The sequence below is a fragment of the Bradyrhizobium sp. HKCCYLRH3073 genome (assembly GCF_051167995.1).
GTDB lineage: Bacteria > Pseudomonadota > Alphaproteobacteria > Rhizobiales > Xanthobacteraceae > Bradyrhizobium.
Window position 1 is genome coordinate 261,116 of record NZ_JBNPUD010000004.1, and the last position, 25,085, is coordinate 286,200.

The window sequence follows — 25,085 nt, forward strand, 5'->3', positions numbered from 1 at the left end:
CCGCCTCCCCGCCGCACGCTCGAATTTACAACGACTTAAGGTTAAGGACGCACTCGCATAAAGTGACGTCGTCACAGATACTTACGCTCACGAGTGTTGTAGTTGAACTACAGCCTAATAGGCCGAATTGTGAGAAATCCTTGTCTCAATGTTGCTGATATTCATTGAGGATTGTGACCGATGAAAACCCTTGCCTCCGCCGTCTCTTTGCTCCTCGCCAGCTCGCTCGGCGCATTCGCCGCGGATCTGCCGGCCCGCTACACCAAGGCGCCTCCCCCGGCCGTGATCTACAATTGGACCGGCTTCTACTTCGGCGGCAGCGTCGGCTATGGCTGGGGCCGGTCGAACTTGAACACGACGCTGGACCAGACCAGCAGCTGGGCGGTCGAGGGCGCCGCCTTCCAGAATCAGTTCGTCAACATCAGCAACAACCGGCTCAATCCGGCTGGCGTGCTCGGCGGTCTGCAGGCCGGCTACAACTGGCAGAGCGGCGCCGGCGTCTTCGGCATCGAGGCCGACATCAACGGATCTGACCTCAACAAGCGGACGGTCTACACGGCGGCCAACCCGCCCACGACCCGCACCTTCAACGAGAGCATCCGGAACGACTGGTTCATGACCCTGCGCGGCCGCGCCGGTTACGCGGTCGATACGACGCTGTTCTACGTCACTGGCGGTCTCGCCGTCGGCAATGTCAAGGGCAGCTGGGATCTGACCTCGGCGAATGGCTACACAAAGACCGCCTCTGCCAACGAGACGCGGGTCGGCTGGACGGTCGGCGCCGGCGTCGAGCATGCGTTCGCGCCGAACTGGACGGTCAAGGCGGAATATCTCTACACCGACCTCGGCAGCATCAACTACACCTCGGCCTACGTCCCGGGCAGCACATTCGCCCCGCCCGGCTCGAACTACGTCGAGCGCCTGTCGCAGGACTTCTCATTCCACACGGTCCGGGTCGGCGTGAACTACAAGTTTGGTGGCCCGGCGGCCGCGCGCTACTGATCGCCGTCATCCATACCGACGCCATTCAAGGGAAAGCCTCGGCCGCAGTGCCGAGGCTTTTTTGTTGGGGTCGAGGGCGGGCTCAGGCCGCCGCGATCGCCGCCCGGAAGCGGCGCAAGGTCAACGCCAGGACCACCGCGCCGATGGCCGCCACCGCGACGAATTGCGGCCACACCACATCGAGGCCGGCACCGCGATAGAGGATCGACTGGGCGAACGACACAAAATGGGTCGACGGCGACGCCTTCATGATGGTGGCAAGCCAAACCGGCTGGCTTTCCACCGGCGTCATCCCGCCCGACAACAGGTTCATCGGCACGGCGACGAGGATATAGAGCAGGCCAAGCTGCGGCATCGACCGCGCGATGGTGCCGAGAAACAATCCGACGGCGGTCGCGAAGAACAGATAGAGCACGGTGCCCACCATGAACAGCGGGATCGAGCCCATGATCGGCACGCGCAGATACCAGCGCACGACGGCGTAGAGCGCGATGGCGACGGCGACGGCGATCACCAGCGCATTGGCCCAGATCTTCGACATCGCGATCTCCAATGGCGACAGCGGCATGACCAGAAGATGGTCCATGGTGCCATGCTCGCGCTCGCGCACCAGCGCCGCGCCGGCCAGGATGATCGCGAGCATGGTGACGCTGTTGATGATGCCCATCACGCCTTCGAACCAGGCGGTGGTGACGTTGGGATTGAACGCGATCCGCGTCACCAGGTTGACCGGCGAGGACGAGGACGTCTCCGAGCGGGCCACGAACCAGGCAACCTCGGTGTTGATGATCTGCAGCGCATAGCCGGAGCCGATCCCCGCCTGGATCATCGCGGTTGCGTCGACGTTCACTTGCACCGAGGGCTTGCGGCCCGCCAGGACGTCGCGCTGGAAATTCGGCGGGATGTCGAGCACGAAGGTGAAGCGGCCGTTGTTCATCAGCCGCTCCACCTCGCTCTGGCTGATGTAGACCGGCGGCTGGAAGTAAGGCAGCTGGAATACGCTGGCGATCCGACGCGACAGCTCGGAGCTGTCCTCGTCGACGACGGCGATCGAGGCGCGATGCAGCTCCTGCGAGCTGCTCTGCGCCTGGCTGATCACCGCCACCGTAAACGAATAGATCACGAGCCCGATCAGCACGGCGTCGCCGAACAGGCTGCGCAGCTCCTTGGTTCCGAGCCAGAACACGTTGGAGAGCGAGCGCATCATCGCTCAGGCCTCCTGCTTCGGCAGCATCGCCAGGCTGAACCCTGTCAGGACGGGAATGAAGATCAAGAGGATCAAGATATCGGCGCCGACATCGGCGAAGCCAAGTCCCTTGGTGAAGGTGCCGACCGCAATCGGGCGGTAGTAGGTCATCGGGAACACCATGCCGATCAGCTTGGCCACGCCGGACAGCGACGACACCGGGACCAGCATGCCCGAGAACTGCGTCGCCGGCAGCACGGTGAGGATCGCGGTGCCGAACAGCGCCGCGATCTGGGTCCGGCAAAAGGTCGAGATCAGCATGCCGAAGCCGGTCGTGGTGATGACATAGACCAAGGTGCCGACCATCAGCGGCAGAAACGCGCCCTTGAGCGGGACGCGGAACAAGACCATCGCCATCACATACATCAGCACGAAGTTCACCAGCGCGACGGCGATGTACGGCAGCTGCTTGCCGAGCAGGAATTCAAGCCGCGTCACCGGCGTGACATAGAGATTGGTGATCGACCCCAGCTCCTTCTCGCGGACCACCGCGAGCGCCATCAGGATGGCCGGAAACAGCGCGAGCAGCAGCGCGATCGTGCTCGGAGCCATGGCGTAGATGCTGTCGAACGCCTGGTTGTACTTGAACCTGATCTCGACATTGACCGGCGAGGCCGGCAATGGCTGCGTCGTCTTGACGGCGGGATCGGAGAGATAGAGCTGATGCGTGCCTTCGAGATAGCCCCGGATGGTCTCGGCGCGGAACGGCATCGCGCCGTCGATCCAGGCCGACACGAACGCCGGCCGGCCGCGCTTGATGTCGACGCCGAAGTTCGGCGGGATCTCGATCGAGGCCTTGATGTCGCCGCTCTTCATCCGCCGCTCGAGCTCGGCATAATCTGCAAGCGGCGGCCGCTCGACGAAGTAGCGGGAACCTCTGAGCTCCGCGAGATAGGCGCGGCTCTCGGGCGACTGGTCGCGGTCGAGCGCGGCGAATGTCAGGTTGTTGACGTCCGTGGAGATGCCGAAGCCGATCACGATCATCAGGAACGCCGTTCCGAACAGCGCGAACATCAGACGGATCGGGTCACGGATCAGCTCGAGACCTTCGCGGATCGTATAGGCCAACAGCCGCCGCAGGCTGACGGCGCCCCGCCGTTGCTCCTCGCGCGGCCGGTCGGCGGGCTTTGGATCGGGCCTCGCCTGGGTCAGTGTGACCGGCGGATCGGCGACACCAGCGTCCTGCTCGAGGAAGGCGATGAAGGCCTGCTCCAGCGTCTGCGCGCCCTTGGCGCGGATCAGGCCGTCCGGCGTGTCGGTCGCCAGCACCCGCCCCTCATGCATCAGCGACAGCCGGTCGCAGCGTGCCGCCTCGTTCATGAAATGCGTCGAGACGAAGATCGTCATCTCGTCCTGGCGGGACAGCTCGATCAGCAGGCGCCAGAACTGATTGCGCGCCACCGGATCGACGCCCGACGTCGGCTCGTCGAGAATCAGCAGATCCGGCCTGTGGACGATCGCCACCGCGAGCGACAGGCGCTGGCGGATGCCGAGCGGAAGATTGGCCGCGAGGCCGTCGATGTGATCGGTCAGGTCGCAGCGCTCGACCAGTTCGGCAATCCGCTTCTCGGCGGCGTCGAGCGGCAGATGGAACAGCCGCGCGTGCAGCACCAGGTTCTGCCGCACCGTGAGCTCGCCATACAGCGAGAATGCCTGCGACATGTAGCCGACCCGGCTGCGTGATTCATGATTGCCGGCCTCCATGGAGCGGCCGAAGATCAGTGCCTCGCCTTCGGTCGGCGGCAGCAGCCCCGTCAGCATCTTCATCGTCGTGGTCTTGCCGCAGCCGTTGGAGCCGACGAAGCCGAAGATCTCGCCCTTGCGGATCTGGAAGTTGACGCCGTCGACCGCGGTGAAATCGCCGAATCGGCAGGTCAGGTCGCGCGCGACGATCACGGTCTCGTGGCTGCCGTCGAGCTCGGTCTTGGCCGGCATCTCGGCGCGGTCGCGCGCCGAGCCGTCGGGCAGCAGCGCAACGAACGCATCCTCGATCGAGGCCGCACGAGTCTGCGCCTTGAGCTCGGCCGGCGTACCGGTCGCGAGGATGCGTCCGTCGTTCATCGCGATCAGCCAGTCGAAACGCTCGGCCTCCTCCATATAGGCGGTGGCGACGATCACGCTCATGCCGGCCGCGCTGCGCGCGCGCAGGCGGTCGATCAGGTCCCAGAACTGCCGGCGCGACAGCGGATCGACGCCGGTGGTCGGCTCGTCCAGGATGAGAAGATCGGGATCATGGATCAGCGAGCAGCAAAGGCCGAGCTTCTGCTTCATGCCGCCGGACAGCTTTTTCGCCGGCCGGTCGGCGAAATCGGACAGCGCCGTCGCCTCCATCAGTTCGGCGATGCGCCAGTCGCGCTCGGACCGCGACTGGCCGAACAGCCGGGCGAAGAACGCGATATTCTCGCGCACGCTGAGATCGGGGTAGAGATTCTTGCCGAGGCCCTGCGGCATGTAGGCGATCCGCGGACACACCTGCGTGCGGGCGCGCCGGTCGGCCATGTCGGCCCCAAGCACGCGCGCCTGCCCGGCCTGGATCGCACGCGCGCCGGCCAGGATCGACAGCAGCGACGACTTGCCGACGCCATCCGGGCCGATGAGGCCGACCACGCGGCCGGCGGGAATGTCGATCGAGACGTTGTCGAGCGCGATCACGTCGCGATAGCGCTGCGAGACGTCCCTGACCATCGCGACCGGAGACGCGTCGCCGATCATGTCGGCCATCATGGCGCTGCTTGCAGGCGCGCCGGCCATGCGACGTCGGGATTCCACCGGACATACGCCACGCCGGGCAATCCGCTCCTCACGGCATCGGCATGTGCGGCCAGCCTGTCCGGATCGACGCGCACACGGATGCGAAACATCAGCTTGTCGCGCTCGCTGCGGGTCTCGACGGTCTTCGGCGTGAACTGCGCCTGGCTCGCCACGAACGACACTTTCGCCGGGATCGGACGATCCGGATAGGCATCGAGCACGATCCGCGCGTCGGTGCCGATCTTGACCTTGCCGACCTCCTCGGTCGGCAGGAACACGTCCATGTAGACATAACCGATGTCGAGCATGGTGAAGATCTTGCCGCCCGCGGCGAGGACTTCGCCGACATTGGCGAGACGATATTGAATGCGGCCGGGCTTTGGCGCGATCAGTGAGTTGTCGGCGATCTGAACGGTGTAGAGCGCGACGTCGTGACGGACCGCTTCGAGCCCGCGTTCGGCTTCGAAAATCCGCGCCTGCGCGCCGGCAAGGCCGGCGGTCGCAGTGTCGAGCGCCTGCTGGCGCTGATCGGCCAGCTCCCGTGTGGTCCAGCCGCTCTGCAGCAGGCTGCGGGTGCGCTCCATCTCCTGCTCGGCGAGCGTCTTCTGCGCCTGCAGTTGCGCGAGATTGGCACGGGCCTGATCGACCACGTGCTGCGCCTGCTCGGCCTGGGCCTGCGCCTTCGACAGCGACTGCTGCAGCTCCTTCGTGTCCATCCGCGCCACGATCTGCCCGGCCTCGACGCGATCGCCGATATCGGCGCGCAGCTCGGCGACACGGCCGGCATATTTGGTCGCGATGTCGATCTCGTCAGCCTCGATGCGGCCATTGCTGACGCTGATGCCGAGGGGCAGCGGCGGATGCAGCCGCTGCCACCAGACGTAGCCGCCACCACCGGCCGCCCCGACGGCAAGGAGGAGCACGAGAAGCGGCCACACTGCCCACCTGCGCCGCGGCTGATGGGACACAGGAACCGGCATCGCCGGCGTGGGAACGACGGCTGCGGTTTCAGCACGGACGCGCTGAACGGGCCGTTCGTCGCCGGCGAGTTGCGTGTCCTGTGGATCCATTCCGAAAAACCTTCTCCGCTGAAGCATGGCGCTCGTTTGCCATAGGCGCGGGAGAATCCGTTGACACAGCTCAACCAGCCCCGCGCATGCCCCCGAAGCCTGCGATCACGTTTGGGTTACGGCGCGGAATCCGACGTCGCGATGGCATGGATCAGCAGCAGACTGCTGAAGATGACGAACAAGGCGAACGCCTGGAATTCGCGTGGCGACATATCGAGCAGGACGAGCATCCACTCGATCGGCAGACCGGCGAGCATGAGCAGGAGAAGGCCGGTTGCCGCGACGAAGATGCCATCGAGGATCCTCAACACGATCGTCTTGGACGTCATGGCGTGCTCCCCGTTCAGGACACGCGCGCGGTCGGCTGCCCGCGGCTGCCTCCGCAATCGCCCCGGACCTCCCGCGGGGTCAGCCCGTACTGGCGTCGGAACGAGCGATTGAAGTGCGAGAGATCGCCGAAGCCGACATCATAGGCGATGCTGGCAATCGCAAGCTGGCCGTGAGCCGGGTCGCACAGCATGCGATGCGCGTTCGCAAGTCGCACGCCGGACAGGAACGCGGAGAAGGTGGTGCCGTCGATCTCGAACAGGCGCTGCACGTAGCGTGGCGTGACGTTCAATTTCGCCGCGATCGTCGCCACCGACATGTCGCGCCGTCGGCTGTTGGCGATGAGGAACGATTTTGCGAGCTTCAGCCGCGCCGCGCGCAATCCTCTCGCGCGCATCGTCTCGGCGAGGTCGGCGGCCGGCCCGATCGACAGCGCGAGCAGGTCCTGGACGTGGCGTACCGACAGATTGAGCAGTTGCGCATCGATCGCGCCGCTGCTGGCCATGAGCCAGCCCGCATAATGGTCGAGCAGCTGCAATGCGCCGCGATCGACCGGCATCGGCCGCATCAAGGCATCCGCGATGCTGACATCCGCGGCTTCGACCATCACACGCGGCATCAGCAGCGTGAATGATCGACCATCGCTGGTGCGATGGAACGCGCTCGCATCGGCGCCGCTGAGGATCGCCGCCTCGCCTTCGCGCAGCTCGCGGATCTGCCCGGCGGACTCGACGAACGCGGTTCCCTGGCGATTGATCGCGAGGATCACATTGTCCGCACCGTCGGCAAGATAGCGGCCGGACCGCGAGATGCGCGCCGGCGTGGCCCAGGCATCGAGCAGTTGCAGCCCCGGCAGGGTCAGGGCCCGATTGCGCGCCTTGAACGCGAGATCCGGCGCGGGCTCGAAATCGACACGCAGCATGACCTGGCCGTAGTGCTCGCGCCAGAACGCCGCGCGCTCCGGTTCCGGAATGTTGTCGGTCGAGAATTCGACGATGCGCGAATTGAAACCTGACATGCGATCACCCGAGACAATCCGAAACTGAAACCTGGAGCCGCGCGCTCCATCCAAGGCGGAATCGATAGCGTCATCGCCGCAAACGCGGCGTCCTCCGATCAGAGGATGTCGCCTGTCGGAGGATGGCCGAATGTGAACTGGGTCACGCGCGGTCGTGCCAGCCCTGCCGATCGTCGCCGCGCGCCAAGACACAGGGCTTCGGGAGTGATGCCGTCTGCGGCCTTACAACCAACGAGGACGAGGATGACACTCACTGGACGATGTTTTTGCGGAGCGGTCGAAGTCGAGGTGTCCGGGGCGCCAGAGGCGATGGGCTATTGTCACTGCCGGTCGTGCCGCTCGTGGTCGGGCGGCCCTGTCAACGCCTTCAGCCTGTGGAAGCCGGACGCGGTCAGGATCGCAGCCGGCACCGAGCACGTGGCGATGTTCCAGAAGACGCCGTTGAGCCAGCGGCAGTACTGCGCCAAATGCGGTGGACATTTGATGACCACTCATCCGCCGCTCGGGCTGGTCGACGTGTTCGCGGCAACGCTTCCGGATCTCGATTTCAAGCCGGCCGTGCACGTGAACTATGCCGAGACCGTGCTGCCGATGCGCGACGGCCTGCCGAAGCTGAAGGACTTTCCGCGCGAGTTCGGCGGCTCGGGCGACGCCGTCGCTGAGTAGCCTGGCGATGCCGAGCCCCGGAGCATGACAGGCTCCGGGGCTCGGCCGGCGTCCTTCTCATATCTCATCAGTCGAGCAGATGCCGATGATCGTGGATCAATCGGCGCGCGGTGCGCAACCGCGACTCCTGAAGCGCGGCGAGCACGGCCCGCGCCATCCGGCGCATCCGACGTCGAATTCTGTGCGACTGACGCCGCACGCGCGGCACAGGGATCCTCATCACTCATCTCCGGCCAAGTGAAGCTCCGATCGTGCGCCACTCCTCAGCCGACGGCCTGGGCAGGCCTGCCAATCTCGCGGCTTCGCGCGACCGTTGCGCGATGAACCTCACGCGCCGCATGCCGACCCATGAAGGGGAATATCGTCCACGCGCCCGGGTTGATTATTCAGACCGGCGCACCCTTTCCCGGTCATGGCAGCGAGGTCACCGTGCAGAGCGAGTTCTATTCGCGGGCGTTGGACGCCATCTATCAGGGCTTTGCGGAACCGGATGGCATCACGGACGCACTGGATTGCGTCCGGGAACTGACGAGGTCCGAGGGTGCCACCTTCGAGGTCATCGACCCGATCGTCCGGCAGCCCCTGACCTTTCACAGCAGCGGTGTTGCTGCGGCCGAGGGCGACGACTACCTCGCCTACTTCGCGCCCCGCAATCCGCGCCTGCGCATGGCGCTGAACCAACAGCGCGGCGAACTGGCCTGGGACTATCAGGTCATGGACGAGAGCGCCATGAACCGCGATCCGTTCTATGCAGAGTTCCTGCCGCGCGCCGGGCTTCGCTATTTCCTCTCAGCGGTGCTGGAGCGGTCGCCGCAGCGGATGGTCGCCTTGACCCTGCAGCGAACGCCGCGGCAGGGCCATGTCGGCAAGGCCGACATCGCCCTGATGCACCGCCTCACGCCCCATCTGCAGCGCGCACTTAGAATGCGAAACAGCCTCGTCACAGCCTATGGCAACGATATCGGCACGACCGCACTCGATGTGCTGAAGGACGGCGTCGCACTGCTCGATCCGAGAGGCGAGATCGTCTACCTCAATCCGAGCCTGCAAGCCATCTCGGCAGACGGCGCCATGTTCCGGATCGAGAGGCGCGGCATCGTCTTCGCCTCGGCCGATCTGCGCAATCGCTATGCGCGCGCGCTCAGCGCGGCGACGCGTACCGACGGCCTGATCGGCACGGATGCCGCGCTCGATTTCCTGGCGCCGCGTCCAGGCGGCTTGCCGCCTTGCACGATATCGCTGCGCTCCCTGCACAAACGACACCCTCGTTCGGATTGGCCCGCTGCGATGGTGGTGATGCTGGTGCGTGATCCGATGCGGGACAGCCCGGCGGCGCATCTGCTTCAGGACCTTCATGGTCTGACCAGGGCGGAGGCGCAACTGGCCTGTGCGCTGAGTACCGGCATGACTGCGGTCGAATATGCCGCGCATCGCGGCATCAAGGTCACGACGGTCTACACGCATCTCAAGCGCACCCGGGAGAAGACGGGATGGCGCAGCGTCGCCGAGCTGACGCGGCGCATCCACGAGATATCGATCGGTCTGCTGAATGCCGATCCTTAAGTCGCGGAAAACGCCGCGACCTGCTGCGCCAGCGCATCGCGCACGCGCACGACGACGTCGGCATAGTCACGTCGCGCGTCCTGGCGGAACAGCCGCACGCTCGGATACCAGGGACTGTCGTCACGGCCGAGCAGCCAGCGATAGTCCGGCGTGAAGGGCAGCATGATCCAGGTCGGCTTGCCCAGCGCGCCGGCCAGATGCGCCACGCTGGTATCGACGGTGAGGACGAGGTCGAGACTGTCGATCAGCGCAGCCGTGTCGACGAAGTCACGGATGTCGGCGGTGAGATCGAGAATCTCGTCGCGCGCGGCGAGCGCGGCCTTGTCGGACGGCCGAGGCTCCTTCTGCAGACTGACGAACCGCGCCCCAATCTTGAGCAGCGGCGCGAGCGCCAGCAGCGGAATCGAACGGTTGTGATCGTTGAGATGCGCGGGGTTGCCGGACCAGACGAGCCCGACCCGCAAGCGGTCATGCGGACCTAATCGCTGCTCCCAGATCGCCCGGCGCGCCTCGGGAGGGCGCGGCAGATAGCACGGCGCGGCAGGGATGGTGTCGAGCCGGGTGGCGAAGGCGAGCGGCAGGCTCGACAGCGGGCAGTGATAGTCGATGGAAGGCAGCGCATCGATGCCGCGGGCAAGGCACTGCGCCACGCCATCCAGGCCGGACAACAGCGGCTGCAGCGGCGCGTCGACCTCGAGCACCACGCGCGCGCCCTGCGCCGCCACCAGGGTGGCGTAGCGCGAAAACTGGATGGTGTCGCCGAGCCCCTCGTCGCTGTGCAGCAGGATCGTTTTGCCGGCCAGCGGCGCATCGGCAAGCCACAGCGGCGCCTCGAAGCTGCGCTCGACGAAGCCGACGGCGCGACATTTGCGTCCCCATTCGCGCGCCGCCCAGCCACGGGCGAAGTCGCCGGTCAGCAGCCGGAACAGCGCCGCGTTCCAATGCGCATCGGCGAGGTCCGGCTTCAGCGCGACGGCGCGATCGAAGCTGTCGAACGCCTCGGCGAAACGATGCAATTCGGCCAGCGACGTGCCGCGATGATTATGGAAATCCGCGGTCTGCGGCCGGAGCGCGATCGCCTTGTCGAACATGGCGACGGCGTCATCGTGACGGCCGAGGTTCTGCAGGATGCAGCCATAGCCATTGGCGACGTCGGGATCGTCAGGCGCCAGCGCCTGCGCACGGCGGCCGAACGTCTCGGCTTCCTGGTAGCGGCGCAGCCGCCGCAGCGCGATTCCCTTCAGATACAGCACGCCCGCCTGATCGGGCATCAGCCCCAGCGACTGCCCAAAGCGCGTGATGGCCTGCTCGTAATGGCCGGCATCGAAATGCAGTGCGCCGGCCTTGTTGGCCGCCTCGAGGTGGTCAGGCCTGAGCTGCGCCACCTGATCGAAGGCCAGGGTCGCCTCGTCGCGCCGCCCCTGCGCTTCCAGCAGCTCGCCGAGACGAAACCAGGTCGCGGCGCGATCGGGCGCGAGCTGCAGCAGCCGATCGCAGGCCAGCGCCGCCTCGGCGTGCCGCTGCCTCAGTTGCAGCAGTTCGCCAAGCGCATCCCAGCTCTCGATCGCATCCGGCTGCAGCTGCAGCGCGCGATCGTAAGCCTTGATCGCTTCATCGGTGCGGCCGGCGAGCCGCAGCGCCTGCGCAAGGCCGACGAAGGACTCCGCGGCCGACATGTCCTGCCGAACGGCGCGGGCGAACCACTCAATCGCATCATCGGCGCGCTTGAGCGCCAGGCAGACCTGTCCCATCGCACGCAGCGCGTCGAGCGAGGCTGCGTCCAGCGTCAGCGCGCGGCGGCACGCATCCTCGGCCTGCGCGAACTGTCCGGCGCGCAGCAGCCGCAAGGCCGCGGCACACAGCGCATCAGGCGTATCGCTGTGGCCCATCGATCCGGATTTGGCCGGGGGCTTGCCGGCGGACCGGCGCGGCTTGTGCTTCATCAGGGGATCTCTGCGCTCGTGCTGCAAGCGGTAGATGATTCCCCGATGCGCGGAAAGATTGCGCCGTCGTCAGGCGACCGGCGCCGGTGCCAGCGGCGCCGCCTCGAGGCCGCCGAAGCGGCGCTCGCGGCCGCGGAAGGAGGCGAGCGCCTGGGCCAGATCGGCGGCATCGAAATCGGGCCACATGCGCTGGGTGAAGTGCAGCTCGGCATAGGCACCTTCCCAGAGCAGGAAGTCCGACAGGCGCTGCTCGCCGGAGGTGCGGATGATCAGGTCGACGTCGCGCAAGCTGGTTTCGCCGGTCACGAGATCGGAGAAGGCCGCACGCGTCAGGCCATCGAGTTCGCGGGCCTTCGCCGCCGCGGCGAGGATGGCGTCGCGCGCCGAATAGTCGACGGCGATGCGCAGGTGCAGGGTATTGCCGTCACGGGTCGCCGCTTCGGCCCGGCCGATCGCGTCGGCGATGCCGCCGGGCAGCCGGTCGCGGCGGCCAATCACGGTGAGGCGGACGCCATTGCGCACCAGCGCCTCCACCTCGCTGGCGAGATAGATCCGCAGCAGCGCCATCAGGGCTGCGACCTCGGCCCGCGGGCGTCGCCAATTGTCGCTGGAGAACGCATAGAGCGTCAGCGTGCCGATGCCCTGGTCGGGCGCGGCTTCGACGACGCGCCGAATCGCCTCGACGCCCGCCTCGTGCCCGCGCAGCCGCGACAGGCCCTTGCGCGTCGCCCAGCGGCCATTGCCATCCATGATGATGCCAACATGCAGGCCATCCACCACAGCAGGCGATTGAGGTTGCAGACTACTTTGCATTGCAAAGCTCCAGGTCAAAAATAAACGCGATGCGAGAGTCAGACGCGGCCCGGGATCAGGCCGGCCGACGATGGCGTGTGCTCCTTGCCGGCAGCGGCCGCGGCGTCGCGGACGAGGCGCTCGAGCACGGCGAGATAGTCGAGGAAGCGGCGGCGTCCCGCCTTCGTCAGCCGGCAGGTGGTATGCGGGCGATTGCCCTCATAGCCCTTGGTGACCTCGACGAGACCGGCCTCCTGCAGCACCTGCAGATGCCGCGACAGATTGCCGTCGGTCAGCCCACAGAGCTGCTTGAGGTCGGCAAAGGCGAGACCCTTCGGGTGCGCCATCAGCGAGGTGAGCAGGCCGAGCCTTGCCTTCTCGTGGATGACGCGATCGAGGCCGTCATAGGAGAACGGCGCGCTGCCATCAGTCTTCGACATCGGACTCTCCGGTCGCAAAATACAGAATGCCCGCCATCAGCCCCTGTCCGATCGCGAACGGAAGCCCCATCGTCCACGGCGACAGCGCATGCGTGGCGCTGCCGACCAGCAACACGGCGAAGCCGGCCATGAAATAGAACGCCCCGGCAAGCGCTACCGTGCGCGGCAGCGAGCGCACCGACGCGAACACGCCGAGCGACATCAGGATCTGCCACAGGCCCGGCAGCATCCACAGCGCCTCCGGCGCGAACTTCCACAAGAGCACCGCGAGCAGCACGCCGGCGATGCCCGCTGGCAGGAACTGCTCGACCGCCTGATGGATCATCGCATCTGCAAGGCCGGAATGATGCCGGCGCGATCGCGCCCGCATCTCGAACCAGATCATGGTCAGCGACACGCAGGCTGCCGCCGCCCATCCGAGCAGGAACGTCCACGCGTCGGCCGTCGGGTCGCGCAGAAACAGCTGCTGAAGCAGCGCAGTGACCAGCGCGACGGCCGAGGTCGCGGCCATCGTCGCCGGCCCGTAGCCGCGAAATGCCGTGCCCGCCGCAAGCTGGCTGCGGATCGCGATGATGTCCGCCAGCGCCTTATCGAGATCGCGCATGTCTCACCTGAAGCCGGTGACCGGCTCGTTTAACTTTGCAGTACAAAGTATATACGAACGCAAAGTCGATGCAAGCCCGCGCGATCCCGGAAGCGCGCCTGCGTCAGCCGATCGGTCGCGCACGCCGACCCGCTCGGTCAAGGGTGTCAGTAATACTGATAGCGGTGCACGCGGCGCGGCGGCGGCATGTCGACATAGACCGAGGGGCGGCGGCGGGCAGGATCGAACGCGACGCGCGGATTGATGCCGCAGCCTGCATTGCGCCCGGAGGCACTCGCCCGGCATTGCTCGAAGGTCTGGTAGGAGCAGTCACCGGGGTAACCGACGCCTCGGCCCTGCACACACCAGGGATAGTCGTAACCGCCTGCGGAGGACGGCGCGATACCGCCACCAAGTGCAACGCCGACGAGGCCGGCTGCCATCATCATCACCTTGCGCATGATCTGTTCCTCTTCTGGCCGGAGGGTTGCACCACACCGGCATGGTCAAAAAACGACAAATCGGCGAAACGGATCACCAACCAAGGCAGTGACGTGTCGCCTGCGCGGCACGTCACCTTCAGCCCTCGACACCCGTCTGGCGGGCTGGCGCCTCATCGAAGACCTGCCGCGGCGCGCGGCCCGGCGATCGCGGCGTCGCCTACTCGTCTCATTCGACCTTCAGGCCGGCGAACTCGACGACCTTCTTCCACTTCTCGGTCTCGGCGACGATCTGGGCGCCGAACTGCTCCGGCGACTGGATCAGCGGCTCGCCGCCGAGATCGACGAGACGGGTCTTGATCTCGGGCTCGGCCAGGATGGTGTTGACCTGCTTGTTGAGCTTCTCGATGATCTCCTTCGGCGTGTTCTTCGGCGCGCCGATACCGAACAGCGCGCTCGCCTCGTAGCCGGGTACGGTCTCGGCGACGGCCTGGACGTCCGGCAATTGCGGTGAGCGCTGCTGGGTGGTGACGCCGAGCGCCCGCAACGAGCCGGAGCGGATGTGCTGGATGATGGAGGGCATGTTGTCGAAGATGACCTGCACCTGGCCGCCGAGCATGTCGGTGATCGCCGGCGCCGCGCCGCGATAGGGCACGTGCTGCATCTTGGTTCCGGTCATCGCCATGAACATCTCGCCCGACAGATGCACCGAGGTGCCGTTGCCGGACGAGGCCATGTTCACCTTGCCGGGGTTCGCCTTGAGATAGGCGATGAACTCGGCGACGGTCTTGGCCTCGATGTCCTTGTTGACGGTCATCACGTTGGGGACGCGGTTGAACGAGGCCACCGGCGCGATATCGCGGACGAAGTTGAATTTGAGATTGGTGTAGAGGCTGGCATTGATGTAGTTGGCCGGATTGACCAGCAACACGGTGTAGCCGTCCGCCGCCGCGTTCACCACGGCATCGGTGCCGATATTGTTGCCGGCTCCCGGCTTGTTCTCGACGATGAACTGCTGACCGAGCGTCTCGGACAGCCGCTGGCCGATCAGCCGCGCCAGGATGTCGGTCGCGCCGCCCGGAGGATACCCCACCACGAAGCGGACGGGACGGGTGGGATAGTCGGCCGCGGAGGCGTTGCGAACAGCAGCGATGGACGGGACGGCGGAGGCGATCAGACCAAGCGCGGTACGACGTGAAATCATGCGTTTCCTCAGGCATTATCGTTGGGCGGCGGTCAACGAGCCGCCAGGATCTATTGTAACATCGATTGTAACAGAGTGCCGCGATGGCGGCGAGATCGATGTCCCATCAGGAGGGAAGAGCCCATGCCGGTCAAGGTCGATGCGCTCGATCATCTGGTCATCAATGTCGCCGACGTCGAGCGCACGACGGCGTGGTATCAAGCAGTGCTGGGCATGACGGTCCAGGTGTTCGATCCCGGACAAGGCAAGGCGAGGCGCACGTCGCTGCTGTTCGGGAACCAGAAGATCAACGTGCGACCGAAGGACGCGGACAAGGTCGACTGGTTCACGGCCGACCACGTCGTGGCCGGCAGCGACGACCTCTGCTTCCTCACCACCAGCACCCCCGACGAGGTTGTCGCGCATCTCAGGGCGCTCGGCGTCGCCATCGAGGAAGGCCCGGTCGCCAAGCAGGGCGCGCGCGGCACCCTGCGCTCGGTGTATTGCCGCGACCCCGACGGCAGCCTGATCGAGATCTCGTCGTATCAGGATTGAGCCGGGGCCACGCCGAGGTCATTGCCTCGCGGTCTCGCCGCTCTTCTCCATTTTGGCGGCGATCTCGCTGCGCGACCATCCGGTCAGTTGCGCGAGATCCGTCGCCTCCCTGGCGAAGCGTGCGGCGAGATTGTCCTGGTAGGTCTTCGCCGCTGGACAGGACGCCTCGCCCCGCCAGGGGTGGTGCTGGACATAGCGGCCCTGAAAATTGCTGCGGTCCTTGGTCTCGATGAACACGATGTCCTCGGGGAACGTCTTGGCATCGTAGCGCACGTGCAGCCGGGTCGCGTAGGCATCGGAGCCGCCACGGCGCGTGGTGCGGAACGAGGCGTCATCGTCGCTGCCGATCCAGCGCGCGCCGAGCTCGACCAGCTCCCTGTTGCTCATCGGATCGGCGGCGCAGGGGTCGCACCATCCCATGTCCCAGGCATATTCGACGAACACCGCCTGCATGTTCTCACGCGCGACGGCGCGCTCGAACAGCGCCTTGTAGAACGGCCCGAACTCGTCCTTCACATAGAGCGGGACATCGATGTCGGATGGGATCTTCACCGTGCGATAATTGGCCGCCTCGATGCGGCCGCTCCTCGTCAGGGCATAGATGATGAGGTCCTGCGGTCCCCTGGCATTGACCGTGCCGAGCCGCAGCGGCACCATGAACTTGGCGCTCCGGTAGCGTACCTGCAGGGGCCGGAGCTGGCCGTTCCCCAGTCCCTTCATCCGCTCGACATTGACCTTGGCGACGAAGAACCGCATGCCCTGCCTGATGTAGCTGCCGAGCACGGACTCCGCGCCCGCCGGGATGCGATAGTCGTTGTCGGTCAGCCAGCGGGTCAGGCCGTCGCTCTCCTGCGCCGACAGGATCAGCACGTCGTATTCAGCGACGTCGTAGCTGGCCTCGACGGTGACGCCATAGTTCCGCCGGGCCATCTCGTAGACGGCGCCTGCCATCATTGGCGCCGCGGACATGACCCGCGCCGCAACGACGACCGGCGCGCAAGGGTCGACATCATGATATTCAACCAGCCGCGGCGCGGTGTATTTGTCGAGATGATCGATCGTCTTCGGCTCGACCACGCCGATCTGCTTGCGCTCGATGAAGGTCGGCACGGGAACGACGACCGCGAACTCCTTCACGTCGCCCTCGAAGTCGCTGGCCATCGTGATCGCGGTCTGCTCGCCGTCGCGGGCCAGCACGACCTTCGACGACTGGTTGAACAGTTTTGCATCCGCCTGGGCGACATAGAAGCCGCAGAAGGCATTCGCCGGCGCCATCGCCGCGTTGGCCAGGATCGCGGTAGCCGCGACGCCGGTGCGGAAGAGCTTGTTGTCACGCGGGGTCATGTCGACACTCCTTCGGGAACGGATGAACGCCAGGAAAAGCGGGTCTCAGGGACGAGCCGATCGAGCAGCAGCGTGAGCGGCGACAGCGCGATCAGCGCCACATAGAGCGCCGGCCGCATCTGCAGGGCGAAGGTGAGGTAGTGCGCCGCGACCGCAACGCTCAGCGCGAACAGCAGCCGGCCGACGCGCGAGTCCGGCGAGGTGCGCGGGTCGGAGATCATGAAGAAGGTGAAGATCAGCAGCGAGCCGCTCTGCAGCTGATGCAGCGGAATCGCCAGGGGATCGCCGAGCCAGGCGGCGCGCAGCAGCAGGAGCGCGGCGTGACTTGCGAAGAAATACAGCGCGATATCCACCCGGCGGGACGCGCTGAGCACGAGGATCGCGAAGAAGCCGGCGAGGCTCGCGAACCAGATCTCCGTACCCCATTGGCCCGGCGAGATCCACACGCTCTTGGAGCCGAGCAGCAGCCCCACGATCGCGAGCCCGGCCGGGTTGAACATGTGCTTGCCGTCGATGCGCAGCACGAATTTGGAGCCGATCGCGATCATGGCCGCCGCCGCATGCAGCCACAGCGCATCGGCGCGCAACAGCAGGCTGAGCGAGAGGCCGGTGATCAGCGGCGATTTGAGATCGAGCGGCACGCCGGCGATGCGGCAGCAGGCCACCTGCGTGAGCAGCGCCATGGTGACCGCGATCACGCTCGCTGCGGGACGCGCGCCGAAATCGATCGCGGCGAAATTGATCGCCAGCAGCGTCGCCAATGCCGCGATCTGGAAATAGCGCGCATCGGGCAGCCGCCGTGGTCGTGGCTCGGCCTGCATGCAAACCTCCGGGCGTGTCTTGCCGCGCCATTGGTCGCCCGCAGACGGAGACGGGTTCAATCCCGATTTGATCGCGGCGGCGCGAGGTGGCAAAAGATGACGACAAGAACGAAGCGGCCGGAGACAGGCCGTACTCAAGAATGGCGGGAGCGAAGATGAACGGAACGACGATGGCAGCGGGCACGGTGACGCCGTTCGACGGCATGGACGTGCCCTGGCTGTTGAAGCTGCGCAGCGAGACCCGGCGCGACCATCCGTTCCTGATCTCCGCCCCGTTCGATGCGCCGGCGCGCCGCTGGACCTATGGCGCCTTTCACGACCGTGTCGGCGCCTTGGCCGCAGGGCTGGTCAAGCGCGGCGTCCGGCCTGGCGATGCCGTGCTGATCCATCTCGACAATTGCGTCGAGGCGATGCTCGCCTGGTTCGCCTGTGTCGAACTCGGCGCACTAGCTGTCACGACCAACACGCGCTCGGCAGCCGCCGAAATGAGCTACTTCGCCGAGCACTGTCGCGCGGTGGCGGCGATCACCCAGCCGGCCTATGCCGAGATGATCGCGGCGCATTGCCGCGGTCTCAAGTGGATGGCCGTGATCTCGCACGATCCCGGTCAGGCGGAGGCGCCGGCCGTGGGACGCGGCGAGCGCTTCGAAGCGCTGTTTGCCGACAGTGCCGACCGGCCGCGGCGGCCGGCCGACCCGCTGGCGCCTTGCAGCGTGCAATACACCTCGGGCACGACGTCGCGGCCGAAGGCGGTGCTGTGGACGCATGCCAACGCGCTATGGGGCGCCAAGGTCAATGCCGTGCACGAGGACCTGCATCAGGGCGACGTGCACCAGACCTATCTGCCGCTGTTCCACACCAACGCGCTGGCCTATTCGATGCTGGCCACGCTCTGGGTCGGCGCGACCTGCGTGATCCAGCCGCGCTTCTCCGCGAGCCGCTTCTGGAGCGTCGCGCTCGAGCATGGCTGCACCTGGACCTCGACCATCCCGTTCTGCATGAAGGCGCTGCTCGACCAGGAGGTGCCGAAGCATCACAAGTTCCGGCTGTGGGGCACGGCGGTATCCGAGCCGCCTGCGTTTGCCAGGTTCGGCATCAAGATCATCGGCTGGTGGGGCATGACCGAGACCATCACCCACGGCATCGTCGGCGAGATCGACCAGCCCAACGCGCCGATGTCGATCGGCCGGGCCGCACCGGAATACACCATCCGCATCACCGACGATGACGGCCGGCCGACCGAGGTCGGCGCCACCGGCAACCTCGCCATCAAGGGCGTGCCCGGCCTGTCGCTGTTCGCCGAATATCTCTACAACGCCGAAGCGACCCGCACGAGCTATGATGCCGACGGCTTCTTCCTCACCGGCGACCGCGTCACGCGCCTGGCCGACGGCTTCGTCAAGTTCGGCGATCGCACCAAGGACATGCTCAAGGTCGGCGGCGAGAACGTCGCGGCGTCGGAGATCGAGCAGGTGATCATCACCGTGCCCGGCGTGCGCGAGACCGCCGTCGTCGCCAGGAAGCATCCGATGCTGGACGAGGTGCCGGTCGCGTTCGTGATCCCGCAGCCCGGGATCGCACACGACGAGCTTCCCGAGAAGGTACTGGCCGCCTGCCGCGCCGGGCTCGCCGACTTCAAGGTGCCGCGCGAGGTCAGGCTGGTCGACGAGATGCCGCGCTCGACCCTGGAGAAGGTCGCAAAAGCGGAGCTGCGCAAGCTGCTGGATTGAGGAGGATCGAGCGGCCCGACCTCAAGACATCTCCACGCGGATCGGCAGCTTCTTCGGCCCGTTGACGAAGGTCGCCTGCGTCATCTTCACCGGCCCCGCCGGCGCCAGCGACGCGAGGCGGGGCAGCAACTCCTCGAACAGGATGCGCATCTCGAGCTTCGCGAGATGCTGGCCGAGGCAGAGATGCGCGCCATAGCCGAAGGCGACGTGGCGGTTCGGCCTGCGGTCGCTGCGGAAGGTGTCGGGCTCGTCGAACACGGCTTCGTCGCGATTGCCCGACGCGTAGCACAGCATGAGCCAGTCGCCCTTCGCGATATGGCGGCCGCCGAGCTCGGTGTCGGCGGTGGCGCTGCGCATGAAGTGCTTGACCGGCGTCATCCAGCGGATCGCCTCGTCGACGAGTCCGGGGATTAGCGCGGGATCGGCCTTGACGCGCGCGAATTGTTCGGGGTCTTCCGCCAGCGCCCAGATCGCGCCGGCGGTCGACGACGACGTCGTGTCGTGGCCTGCGGTCGCAACGATCATGTAGTAGCTGGTGCGGTCATGCAGCGGCATGTCCTCGCCATTGATCCTGGCATTGGCGATGACGGTGGCGAGATCGTCGCGCGGATTGGCCCTGCGGTCGTCGGTGATGCGCTGGAAGTAGGCGGCGAAATCCGCGACCACGGCCTGCAGCATGGCCGCGAACACCTCCGCCGACAGCGCCTCGCGCACCCGCGCGGTGTCCGGATCCTGCGGGCCGAACAGCTCCTGCGTGAGCTTGAGCATGCGCGGCTCATCTTCTTCCGGCACGCCGAGGATCTCCATGATCACATGCAGCGGATAGCCGAGCGCGACGTCCGCGACGAAATCGCAGACGCCGCCATTGGCCGCGGCCTTCGCCGCCATGCGGTCGACGGTCGCACGCGCGATCTGGCGAATGCGCGGCTCGAATTTGGCGATGTTGGCCGGCATGAACCAGCCCTGCGTCAGCGCGCGATATTTCGGATGGTCCGGCGCATCCATCTGCACCAGCGAACGCACGAGATTGGGCTGGCCGGTAATCTTGTGAACGCGCTCCAGCACCGCCTTGTTGGTCAGCGTGGTCGCACGGTCGGCATTGTGGAACAGATCGTTCTGACGGCTGATGGCGAGAATGTCAGCGTGCCGCGTCACCACCCAGAACGGATCGAACGCATCGAGCTCGGCCCGCCCGAGCGGGTTGTTGGCGCGCAGCCAGCGATAGGCATCATGGATGCGGTGGTCGGCGTAGCAGGCCGGATCGACCAGCGCGGCGGCGATGGGCCCGGGAATGACCTCGCCGGCCTGTTCGGCTGCGCCCATGCTGCTCCTCCCGCCTTTCATCGATTGGCGGGTAGGATAGTGCGCCTCCGCAGAGATGCACTTGCGTCGAGCAGCTACCGCCGGGCGATGGATGCGCTCTCAGGCGATCGCGTCAATGCGCGCCCATCGCGACCGGGCGAAACGCCTGCAGCAGTTGCTGGTCGAGCTTCGGGCCCATGTTCTCCATGATCTGGAACGCACGGGCATGGGTGAAGGCCGGCCGATAGGCGCGGTGCTCGATCAGCGCGGCGTAGATGTCGACGATCGTGGTGAGGCGCACGATGTCGCTGATCTGCTCGTTGTGCAGCCCGTCAGGGTATCCGGAGCCGTCGAGGAACTCGTGGTGATGCAGGATGACGTCGAGCATCTCCGGCGGGAAGCCGCCCTGCCGCCACAGCGCCTCGTAGCCGCGGCGCGGATGCTGGCGCAGCAGCGCGATCTCCTCCGCCGTCAGCTTGCCCTGCTTGTCGAGGATCGCGACCGGAATGAACGCCTTGCCGACGTCGTGCAGCAGCGCCGCGCGGACCAGCCGGCGCTGATCGTCGTCGCGCATGCCCAGATGAATCGAGAAGCCGACCGCAAGCCCGGTCACGAACAGGCAATGCCGGTAGGTGTCGTTGTGGTGACAGCCGACCACGGTCATCCATTCGCGCAAGGACGAGTGCTTGATCGCCTTCAGGATCTTGTTCTCGGCCGCGACGATGTCCTCCATCGTCAGATGCGCGCCGGCGGGCAGCTTCTCGAAGATCTTGACCATGATGGCCTGCGCGGCCTCGACGCCGCGATTGAGCAGCTTGCCGCGATCGGTCTCGTCATAGCCGTCGTCGGCGGGGAGCGCCGAGCGGATGCGCTGCAGCACATCGGCGGGGCTGAACGGCCGCGCGATGGTGTCGGTGGCGCCGAGCGCCCACGCCTGCATGGTGGCGTGGTGCAGCGCCTCGGCCAGCACGAACAGCCGGGGCACCTCGCTATAGGCGCGCGACGACAGCTTCTTGCGCACCCGCTGCACGCTCTCCGGCGAGCGCAGGTTGATGTCGACGATCACGCCGGAGAAGCGGTTGCCGGGGTTCTCGGGGATTTCGGTGGTCGGCATCATGTCGACGTCGCCGACCGAGCGCAGGATGCGCGCCAGCTCGCTGCTCTGGTCACCGCGATCCGACGCGAGCAGGAGATGGCGCCTGTTCGCGGTCTGGGTCACGGTCTGCTTGGCTGTCGCGCTCATACGGGCTCGCCCCCTGCGGTTTGCTGCTCATGCAAGTTACCGGGATACGGGTTCGTCGCGGCTTAAGCCGATCATTCAAGCTGTATCGTTTCAGGTGAGCGAGAGGTTAAGGGAATTGGTCAAATCGTCCGGCGCGGAGACCTGACCGCAGCGCAAAAAGCAACCGCCGGAGACTGGCTCCGGCGGTTCCCAGATACGGCGCTGGCCGCGCGACGACGCTAGGCCTTCATCGCCGCCTTGACCGCCGCCGACGTGATCGGCAGCGAGCGCAGCCGCGCGCCGCAGGCGTTGTAGATGGCGTTGCCGAGCGCCGGCGCGACCACTGTCACCGCGGGCTCGCCGACGCCGGTTGCCTTCTCGCCATTGGCGATGACGGCGATCGCAACCTCCGGCACCTGGCTCATGCGCAGCGGCGTGTAGCTGTCGAAGTTGGTCTGCTCGATGCCGCCGTCCTTCAACGTCGCCTTCTCGTACATCGCCAGCGACAGCCCCCACAGCGCCGCGCCCTCGACCTGGGCGCGGATGTTGTCGGGATGCACCTGGGTGCCGACGTCGGTCGCCACGGTGAGCTTCTTCACCGTGACCGCGCCGTCGTCAGCCACCGCGACATGGGCGACGCACGCCGTCCAGCTCGCGGTCGCCCGCTCCTGCGACGACACGCAGGACACGCCCATGCCCTCGCCCTTCGGCAGCCTCTTCGCGCCGTAGCCGGACAGGCCCATCGCCGCCAGCAGCGTGTTACGCAGCCGCTGTGCGCCGCCGTCGTTCTTGCCCTTGCCGTCGAGCAGCGCGATGCGGAACTGCGCCGGGTCCTGCCCCGAGGCCACCGCGATCTCGTCGATCATGCTCTCGACCGCCCAGAACGTCCAACCCGGCGCCACAGAGCGGAGCTGCCCGGACGGCGTCGCATTGTGCGCGAGCTCGTTCTTGATCGCGCGCACATGGTGGTTGGGCACGGTGTAGAAGAAGTCGGCGCCGTTGACCGTGAACGAGTCGAGCGGGCCCTTCTTGTCGACCGAGGGCGACAGGAAGTCCGGGATGCCCCAGCGCGCCGTCGGCCAGGCCGAGACGACGTCGTGGCTGAGCGCGATCAGCTTGCCGTTGCTGTCGAGCCCGGCCTTGACCTTCTGGTAGGTGAGCGGCCGCGAGTAGTCCATCGTCATGTCGTTCTCGCGGGAGTAGATCACCTTGACCGGCTTGCCGACGGCCTTCGCCGCCTGCACCGCCGGCACCATCATGTCGGCATCGAGCCTGCGGCCGAAGCCCCCGCCGAGCCAGGCCTGATGCATCACGACGTATTTTGGGTCGATCCCGGCAGCACCCGCCGCGATCGCGCCGGAACGGGTCGCGAACTGGTTGCCGGTGTAGATGTGCAGGATGTCGCCCTTGAACTCGGCGGTCGCGTTCATCGGCTCCAGCGGCGCATGGATGTTGATGCTGGTGGTGTACTCCGCTTCCAGCACCTTGGCCGCGCCCGATAGCGCTGCAACGGGATCGCCGTCCTTGACGAAGAACTGGCCGGCATCGTCCTGCGCCTGCAGGCGCATCGCCTCGGTGATGATGGTGTCGGTGCTGACATTGGCGTAGGGGCCTTTGTCGTAGCTGATCTTGAGCGCGTCCGCCGCCTTCCTGGCGTTGGTATAGGTGTTGGCGACCGCCACCACCCAGCCCGAGGTCGAGCCGGTCTTGTCGTCGAGCGTCACCGCCTTGATGAAGCCCGGCACTTTCTTGGCCTCGGAGTCGTCGACCGCCGTGACCGTGGCGCCGAAGCGCACCGGCGGTGTCACCACCTTGCCGTAGACCATGCCGGGCAGCATCGTATCGATGCCGTATTTGGCCGTGCCGTTGGTCTTGGAGGGGATGTCGAGCTGCGGCACCGAGACGCCGATCATGGTGTATTGATCGGGCGTCTTCAGCGTCAGCGCCTTCAATTCGTCAGGCGTGAAGCTCTTGGTGATCTTGCCGCCCTTGACGATCTCGGCATAGGTCATCTGCTTCTTCGACTTGGGATGCATGACGACGGAGTCGCGCACCACGAGCTCCTTGGCCGGTACGCCCATCGCCGTGGCTGCCGCCTCGGTGAGCGCGATGCGCCCTGCCGCGCCGGCGCGGCTCATGGCGTCGAAGTTCATCATCGTGCTCCAGCTGCCGCCGGTGATCTGGGCGCCGAGCACGGGATCGTTGAACTTCGGATCGTTGGAGGCGAGCTGGACCCGCATGTCCTTCCAGGCGGCGCCGAGCTCCTCGCAGACGATCTGCGCCATGGTGGACGCAATGTGCTGGCCCATGTCCGCCTTGCCGCAGGTCACGGTCACGATGCCGTCCGGCGCAATCGCGTACCACACGCTGGGCTCGAAGTTTGCAGGCGCCGCGGCCGCGAGTGCGCCGTCGGCGAGACCGGCATAGCCGAGCACGAGGCCGGTGGCGGCGGTGCCGACCAGGAACGAGCGGCGGCTGAGATCGGGGGCCATCGAAGGCGCTGCTTTCACGTGCTGGTTCATGTCGCCCTCCGGTCGCTGGTGTTCGACGCGGTGCGCATCTCGGACGCGGCGCGCTGGATCGCCTTCTGGATCCGCGAATAGGTCATGCAGCGGCAGAGATTGCCGTCCATATGTGCGACGATCTCCTCCTTGGTCGGGCTCGTGGTCTTGGCGAGCAGCGAGGCCGCCTGCATGATCTGGCCGGACTGGCAGTAGCCGCATTGCGGCACCTGCTCGGCGATCCACGCCTTCTGCAGGGGATGATCGCCCTTCTGCGACAGCCCCTCGATGGTGGTGATCTTCTTGTTCGCGACGTCGCCGACCATGGTCTGGCACGAGCGCACGGCCTCGCCGTTGACATGCACGGTGCAGGCGCCGCACAGCCCGGCGCCGCAGCCGAACTTGGTGCCGGTCATCTGCAACTGCTCGCGGATGACCCATAGCAGCGGCGTATCGTGCGCCGCGTCGACGGACATGGTCCGCCCGTTGATGGTGAGATTGGGCATGTGGTTTCTTCCCCGCCCGGCGTGCGACTTCGCTTACGGCGAAGTTCGGTTTTATCGATTCGCTGGAACCCACCGGATAG

Annotated in this window: 22 protein-coding genes; 5 read left to right on the forward strand and 17 right to left on the reverse strand. The window is 66.3% G+C overall.

The features are described from left to right. Positions 1-180 precede the first annotated feature (180 nt). Positions 181-1,002, forward strand: coding sequence for an outer membrane protein (locus ACQR1X_RS12180; protein WP_315803865.1), 822 nt, complete (start codon positions 181-183; stop codon positions 1,000-1,002). Positions 1,003-1,084: 82 nt separating this feature from the next. On the opposite strand, the gene ACQR1X_RS12185 is transcribed toward ACQR1X_RS12180, so the two are convergent. The 5 genes from ACQR1X_RS12185 to ACQR1X_RS12205 all read right to left on the reverse strand — a co-directional run bounded on the left by ACQR1X_RS12185 (position 1,085) and on the right by ACQR1X_RS12205 (position 7,414). After that, positions 1,085-2,209, reverse strand: coding sequence for an ABC transporter permease (locus ACQR1X_RS12185; protein ID WP_434839951.1), 1,125 nt, complete (start codon positions 2,207-2,209; stop codon positions 1,085-1,087). A 3-nt stretch (positions 2,210-2,212) separates the two neighbouring features. Continuing rightward, on the reverse strand, positions 2,213-4,960 hold the full coding sequence (gene rbbA, locus ACQR1X_RS12190; RefSeq protein WP_434899030.1) for a ribosome-associated ATPase/putative transporter RbbA: 2,748 nt from the start codon (positions 4,958-4,960) through the stop codon (positions 2,213-2,215). An 8-nt stretch (positions 4,961-4,968) separates the two neighbouring features. Continuing rightward, positions 4,969-6,069, reverse strand: a complete 1,101-nt coding sequence (locus ACQR1X_RS12195) for an HlyD family secretion protein (RefSeq protein WP_409997955.1) — start codon at positions 6,067-6,069, stop codon at positions 4,969-4,971. 116 nt (positions 6,070-6,185) lie between these two features. Further along, entirely contained in the window at positions 6,186-6,398 is a 213-nt protein-coding gene (locus ACQR1X_RS12200; protein ID WP_316179121.1) for a hypothetical protein, read from the reverse strand. 14 nt (positions 6,399-6,412) lie between these two features. Beyond that, positions 6,413-7,414 carry a helix-turn-helix domain-containing protein gene (locus tag ACQR1X_RS12205; RefSeq protein ID WP_434898919.1) on the reverse strand — a complete coding sequence of 334 codons (1,002 nt, stop codon included), beginning with the start codon at positions 7,412-7,414 and terminating at the stop codon, positions 6,413-6,415. Positions 7,415-7,657: 243 nt separating this feature from the next. Here ACQR1X_RS12205 and ACQR1X_RS12210 point away from each other — a divergent pair, with 243 nt between their 5' ends. Then, positions 7,658-8,080 (forward strand): GFA family protein, encoded by a 423-nt coding sequence (locus ACQR1X_RS12210; RefSeq protein ID WP_315803869.1) that lies wholly within the window; start codon positions 7,658-7,660, stop codon positions 8,078-8,080. A gap of 348 nt (positions 8,081-8,428) precedes the next feature. Further along, on the forward strand, positions 8,429-9,643 hold the full coding sequence (locus tag ACQR1X_RS12215; RefSeq protein ID WP_316237989.1) for a helix-turn-helix transcriptional regulator: 1,215 nt from the start codon (positions 8,429-8,431) through the stop codon (positions 9,641-9,643). Here ACQR1X_RS12215 and ACQR1X_RS12220 read toward each other — a convergent pair. From ACQR1X_RS12220 to ACQR1X_RS12245, 6 genes are all read right to left on the reverse strand, one after another. Beyond that, a complete protein-coding gene (locus ACQR1X_RS12220; protein WP_434898920.1) occupies positions 9,640-11,586 on the reverse strand; it encodes a tetratricopeptide repeat protein in 1,947 nt (648 codons plus the stop codon). The genes ACQR1X_RS12215 and ACQR1X_RS12220 overlap by 4 nt on opposite strands. Positions 11,587-11,655: 69 nt before the next feature. Beyond that, positions 11,656-12,399 carry a di-trans,poly-cis-decaprenylcistransferase gene (locus ACQR1X_RS12225; RefSeq protein WP_434898921.1) on the reverse strand — a complete coding sequence of 248 codons (744 nt, stop codon included), beginning with the start codon at positions 12,397-12,399 and terminating at the stop codon, positions 11,656-11,658. A 38-nt stretch (positions 12,400-12,437) separates the two neighbouring features. Next, a complete protein-coding gene (locus ACQR1X_RS12230) occupies positions 12,438-12,818 on the reverse strand; it encodes a winged helix-turn-helix domain-containing protein (RefSeq protein WP_315803873.1) in 381 nt (126 codons plus the stop codon). After that, positions 12,805-13,422, reverse strand: coding sequence for a hypothetical protein (locus ACQR1X_RS12235; RefSeq protein ID WP_315715042.1), 618 nt, complete (start codon positions 13,420-13,422; stop codon positions 12,805-12,807). The genes ACQR1X_RS12230 and ACQR1X_RS12235 overlap by 14 nt, the downstream gene beginning before the upstream one ends. Positions 13,423-13,568: 146 nt before the next feature. Next, on the reverse strand, positions 13,569-13,862 hold the full coding sequence (locus ACQR1X_RS12240) for a DUF3551 domain-containing protein (protein WP_434898922.1): 294 nt from the start codon (positions 13,860-13,862) through the stop codon (positions 13,569-13,571). Between the two features lie 208 nt (positions 13,863-14,070). Further along, positions 14,071-15,045: a Bug family tripartite tricarboxylate transporter substrate binding protein gene (locus ACQR1X_RS12245; protein WP_434874633.1), complete on the reverse strand. Its 975-nt coding sequence runs from the start codon at positions 15,043-15,045 to the stop codon at positions 14,071-14,073. A gap of 123 nt (positions 15,046-15,168) precedes the next feature. Between ACQR1X_RS12245 and ACQR1X_RS12250 the strand changes: the two genes are divergently transcribed. After that, on the forward strand, positions 15,169-15,579 hold the full coding sequence (locus ACQR1X_RS12250) for a VOC family protein (protein WP_315803876.1): 411 nt from the start codon (positions 15,169-15,171) through the stop codon (positions 15,577-15,579). A gap of 18 nt (positions 15,580-15,597) precedes the next feature. Here the strand turns inward: ACQR1X_RS12250 and ACQR1X_RS12255 are convergent, their stop codons facing one another. Both ACQR1X_RS12255 and ACQR1X_RS12260 read right to left on the reverse strand, forming a co-directional pair. Next, complete coding sequence (locus ACQR1X_RS12255; protein WP_434898923.1) at positions 15,598-16,923, reverse strand: DUF2330 domain-containing protein; 1,326 nt, start codon at positions 16,921-16,923, stop codon at positions 15,598-15,600. Next, complete coding sequence (locus tag ACQR1X_RS12260) at positions 16,920-17,744, reverse strand: RnfABCDGE type electron transport complex subunit D (RefSeq protein WP_434898924.1); 825 nt, start codon at positions 17,742-17,744, stop codon at positions 16,920-16,922. Before ACQR1X_RS12260 ends, ACQR1X_RS12255 begins: the two co-directional genes overlap by 4 nt. A 155-nt stretch (positions 17,745-17,899) precedes the next feature. On the opposite strand from ACQR1X_RS12260, the gene ACQR1X_RS12265 reads away from it, so the two are divergent. Further along, complete coding sequence (locus ACQR1X_RS12265) at positions 17,900-19,474, forward strand: AMP-binding protein (protein WP_434898925.1); 1,575 nt, start codon at positions 17,900-17,902, stop codon at positions 19,472-19,474. Positions 19,475-19,495: 21 nt separating this feature from the next. On the opposite strand, the gene ACQR1X_RS12270 is transcribed toward ACQR1X_RS12265, so the two are convergent. The 4 genes from ACQR1X_RS12270 to ACQR1X_RS12285 form a co-directional block, all read right to left on the reverse strand. Next, positions 19,496-20,797 carry a cytochrome P450 gene (locus tag ACQR1X_RS12270; protein WP_434898926.1) on the reverse strand — a complete coding sequence of 434 codons (1,302 nt, stop codon included), beginning with the start codon at positions 20,795-20,797 and terminating at the stop codon, positions 19,496-19,498. A 112-nt stretch (positions 20,798-20,909) separates the two neighbouring features. Continuing rightward, positions 20,910-22,019, reverse strand: a complete 1,110-nt coding sequence (locus ACQR1X_RS12275; protein WP_434898927.1) for an HD-GYP domain-containing protein — start codon at positions 22,017-22,019, stop codon at positions 20,910-20,912. 218 nt (positions 22,020-22,237) lie between these two features. Then, positions 22,238-24,520: a molybdopterin cofactor-binding domain-containing protein gene (locus ACQR1X_RS12280; RefSeq protein WP_434898928.1), complete on the reverse strand. Its 2,283-nt coding sequence runs from the start codon at positions 24,518-24,520 to the stop codon at positions 22,238-22,240. After that, entirely contained in the window at positions 24,517-25,005 is a 489-nt protein-coding gene (locus ACQR1X_RS12285; RefSeq protein WP_315735504.1) for a (2Fe-2S)-binding protein, read from the reverse strand. Before ACQR1X_RS12285 ends, ACQR1X_RS12280 begins: the two co-directional genes overlap by 4 nt. Positions 25,006-25,085 lie beyond the last annotated feature (80 nt).

Bases quoted from the DNA above. Each gene is read 5' to 3' on its own strand.
- ACQR1X_RS12180 (WP_315803865.1), top strand. From the start codon at position 181: ATGAAAACCCTTGCCTCCGCCGTCTCTTTGCTCCTCGCCAGCTCGCTC.
- ACQR1X_RS12185 (WP_434839951.1), bottom strand. From the start codon at position 2,209: ATGATGCGCTCGCTCTCCAACGTGTTCTGGCTCGGAACCAAGGAGCTG.
- rbbA (WP_434899030.1), bottom strand. From the start codon at position 4,960: ATGATCGGCGACGCGTCTCCGGTCGCGATGGTCAGGGACGTCTCGCAG.
- ACQR1X_RS12195 (WP_409997955.1), bottom strand. From the start codon at position 6,069: ATGGATCCACAGGACACGCAACTCGCCGGCGACGAACGGCCCGTTCAG.
- ACQR1X_RS12200 (WP_316179121.1), bottom strand. From the start codon at position 6,398: ATGACGTCCAAGACGATCGTGTTGAGGATCCTCGATGGCATCTTCGTC.
- ACQR1X_RS12205 (WP_434898919.1), bottom strand. From the start codon at position 7,414: ATGTCAGGTTTCAATTCGCGCATCGTCGAATTCTCGACCGACAACATT.
- ACQR1X_RS12210 (WP_315803869.1), top strand. From the start codon at position 7,658: ATGACACTCACTGGACGATGTTTTTGCGGAGCGGTCGAAGTCGAGGTG.
- ACQR1X_RS12215 (WP_316237989.1), top strand. From the start codon at position 8,429: ATGAAGGGGAATATCGTCCACGCGCCCGGGTTGATTATTCAGACCGGC.
- ACQR1X_RS12220 (WP_434898920.1), bottom strand. From the start codon at position 11,586: ATGAAGCACAAGCCGCGCCGGTCCGCCGGCAAGCCCCCGGCCAAATCC.
- ACQR1X_RS12225 (WP_434898921.1), bottom strand. From the start codon at position 12,399: ATGCAAAGTAGTCTGCAACCTCAATCGCCTGCTGTGGTGGATGGCCTG.
- ACQR1X_RS12230 (WP_315803873.1), bottom strand. From the start codon at position 12,818: ATGTCGAAGACTGATGGCAGCGCGCCGTTCTCCTATGACGGCCTCGAT.
- ACQR1X_RS12235 (WP_315715042.1), bottom strand. From the start codon at position 13,422: ATGCGCGATCTCGATAAGGCGCTGGCGGACATCATCGCGATCCGCAGC.
- ACQR1X_RS12240 (WP_434898922.1), bottom strand. From the start codon at position 13,862: ATGCGCAAGGTGATGATGATGGCAGCCGGCCTCGTCGGCGTTGCACTT.
- ACQR1X_RS12245 (WP_434874633.1), bottom strand. From the start codon at position 15,045: ATGATTTCACGTCGTACCGCGCTTGGTCTGATCGCCTCCGCCGTCCCG.
- ACQR1X_RS12250 (WP_315803876.1), top strand. From the start codon at position 15,169: ATGCCGGTCAAGGTCGATGCGCTCGATCATCTGGTCATCAATGTCGCC.
- ACQR1X_RS12255 (WP_434898923.1), bottom strand. From the start codon at position 16,923: ATGACCCCGCGTGACAACAAGCTCTTCCGCACCGGCGTCGCGGCTACC.
- ACQR1X_RS12260 (WP_434898924.1), bottom strand. From the start codon at position 17,744: ATGCAGGCCGAGCCACGACCACGGCGGCTGCCCGATGCGCGCTATTTC.
- ACQR1X_RS12265 (WP_434898925.1), top strand. From the start codon at position 17,900: ATGAACGGAACGACGATGGCAGCGGGCACGGTGACGCCGTTCGACGGC.
- ACQR1X_RS12270 (WP_434898926.1), bottom strand. From the start codon at position 20,797: ATGGGCGCAGCCGAACAGGCCGGCGAGGTCATTCCCGGGCCCATCGCC.
- ACQR1X_RS12275 (WP_434898927.1), bottom strand. From the start codon at position 22,019: ATGAGCGCGACAGCCAAGCAGACCGTGACCCAGACCGCGAACAGGCGC.
- ACQR1X_RS12280 (WP_434898928.1), bottom strand. From the start codon at position 24,520: ATGAACCAGCACGTGAAAGCAGCGCCTTCGATGGCCCCCGATCTCAGC.
- ACQR1X_RS12285 (WP_315735504.1), bottom strand. From the start codon at position 25,005: ATGCCCAATCTCACCATCAACGGGCGGACCATGTCCGTCGACGCGGCG.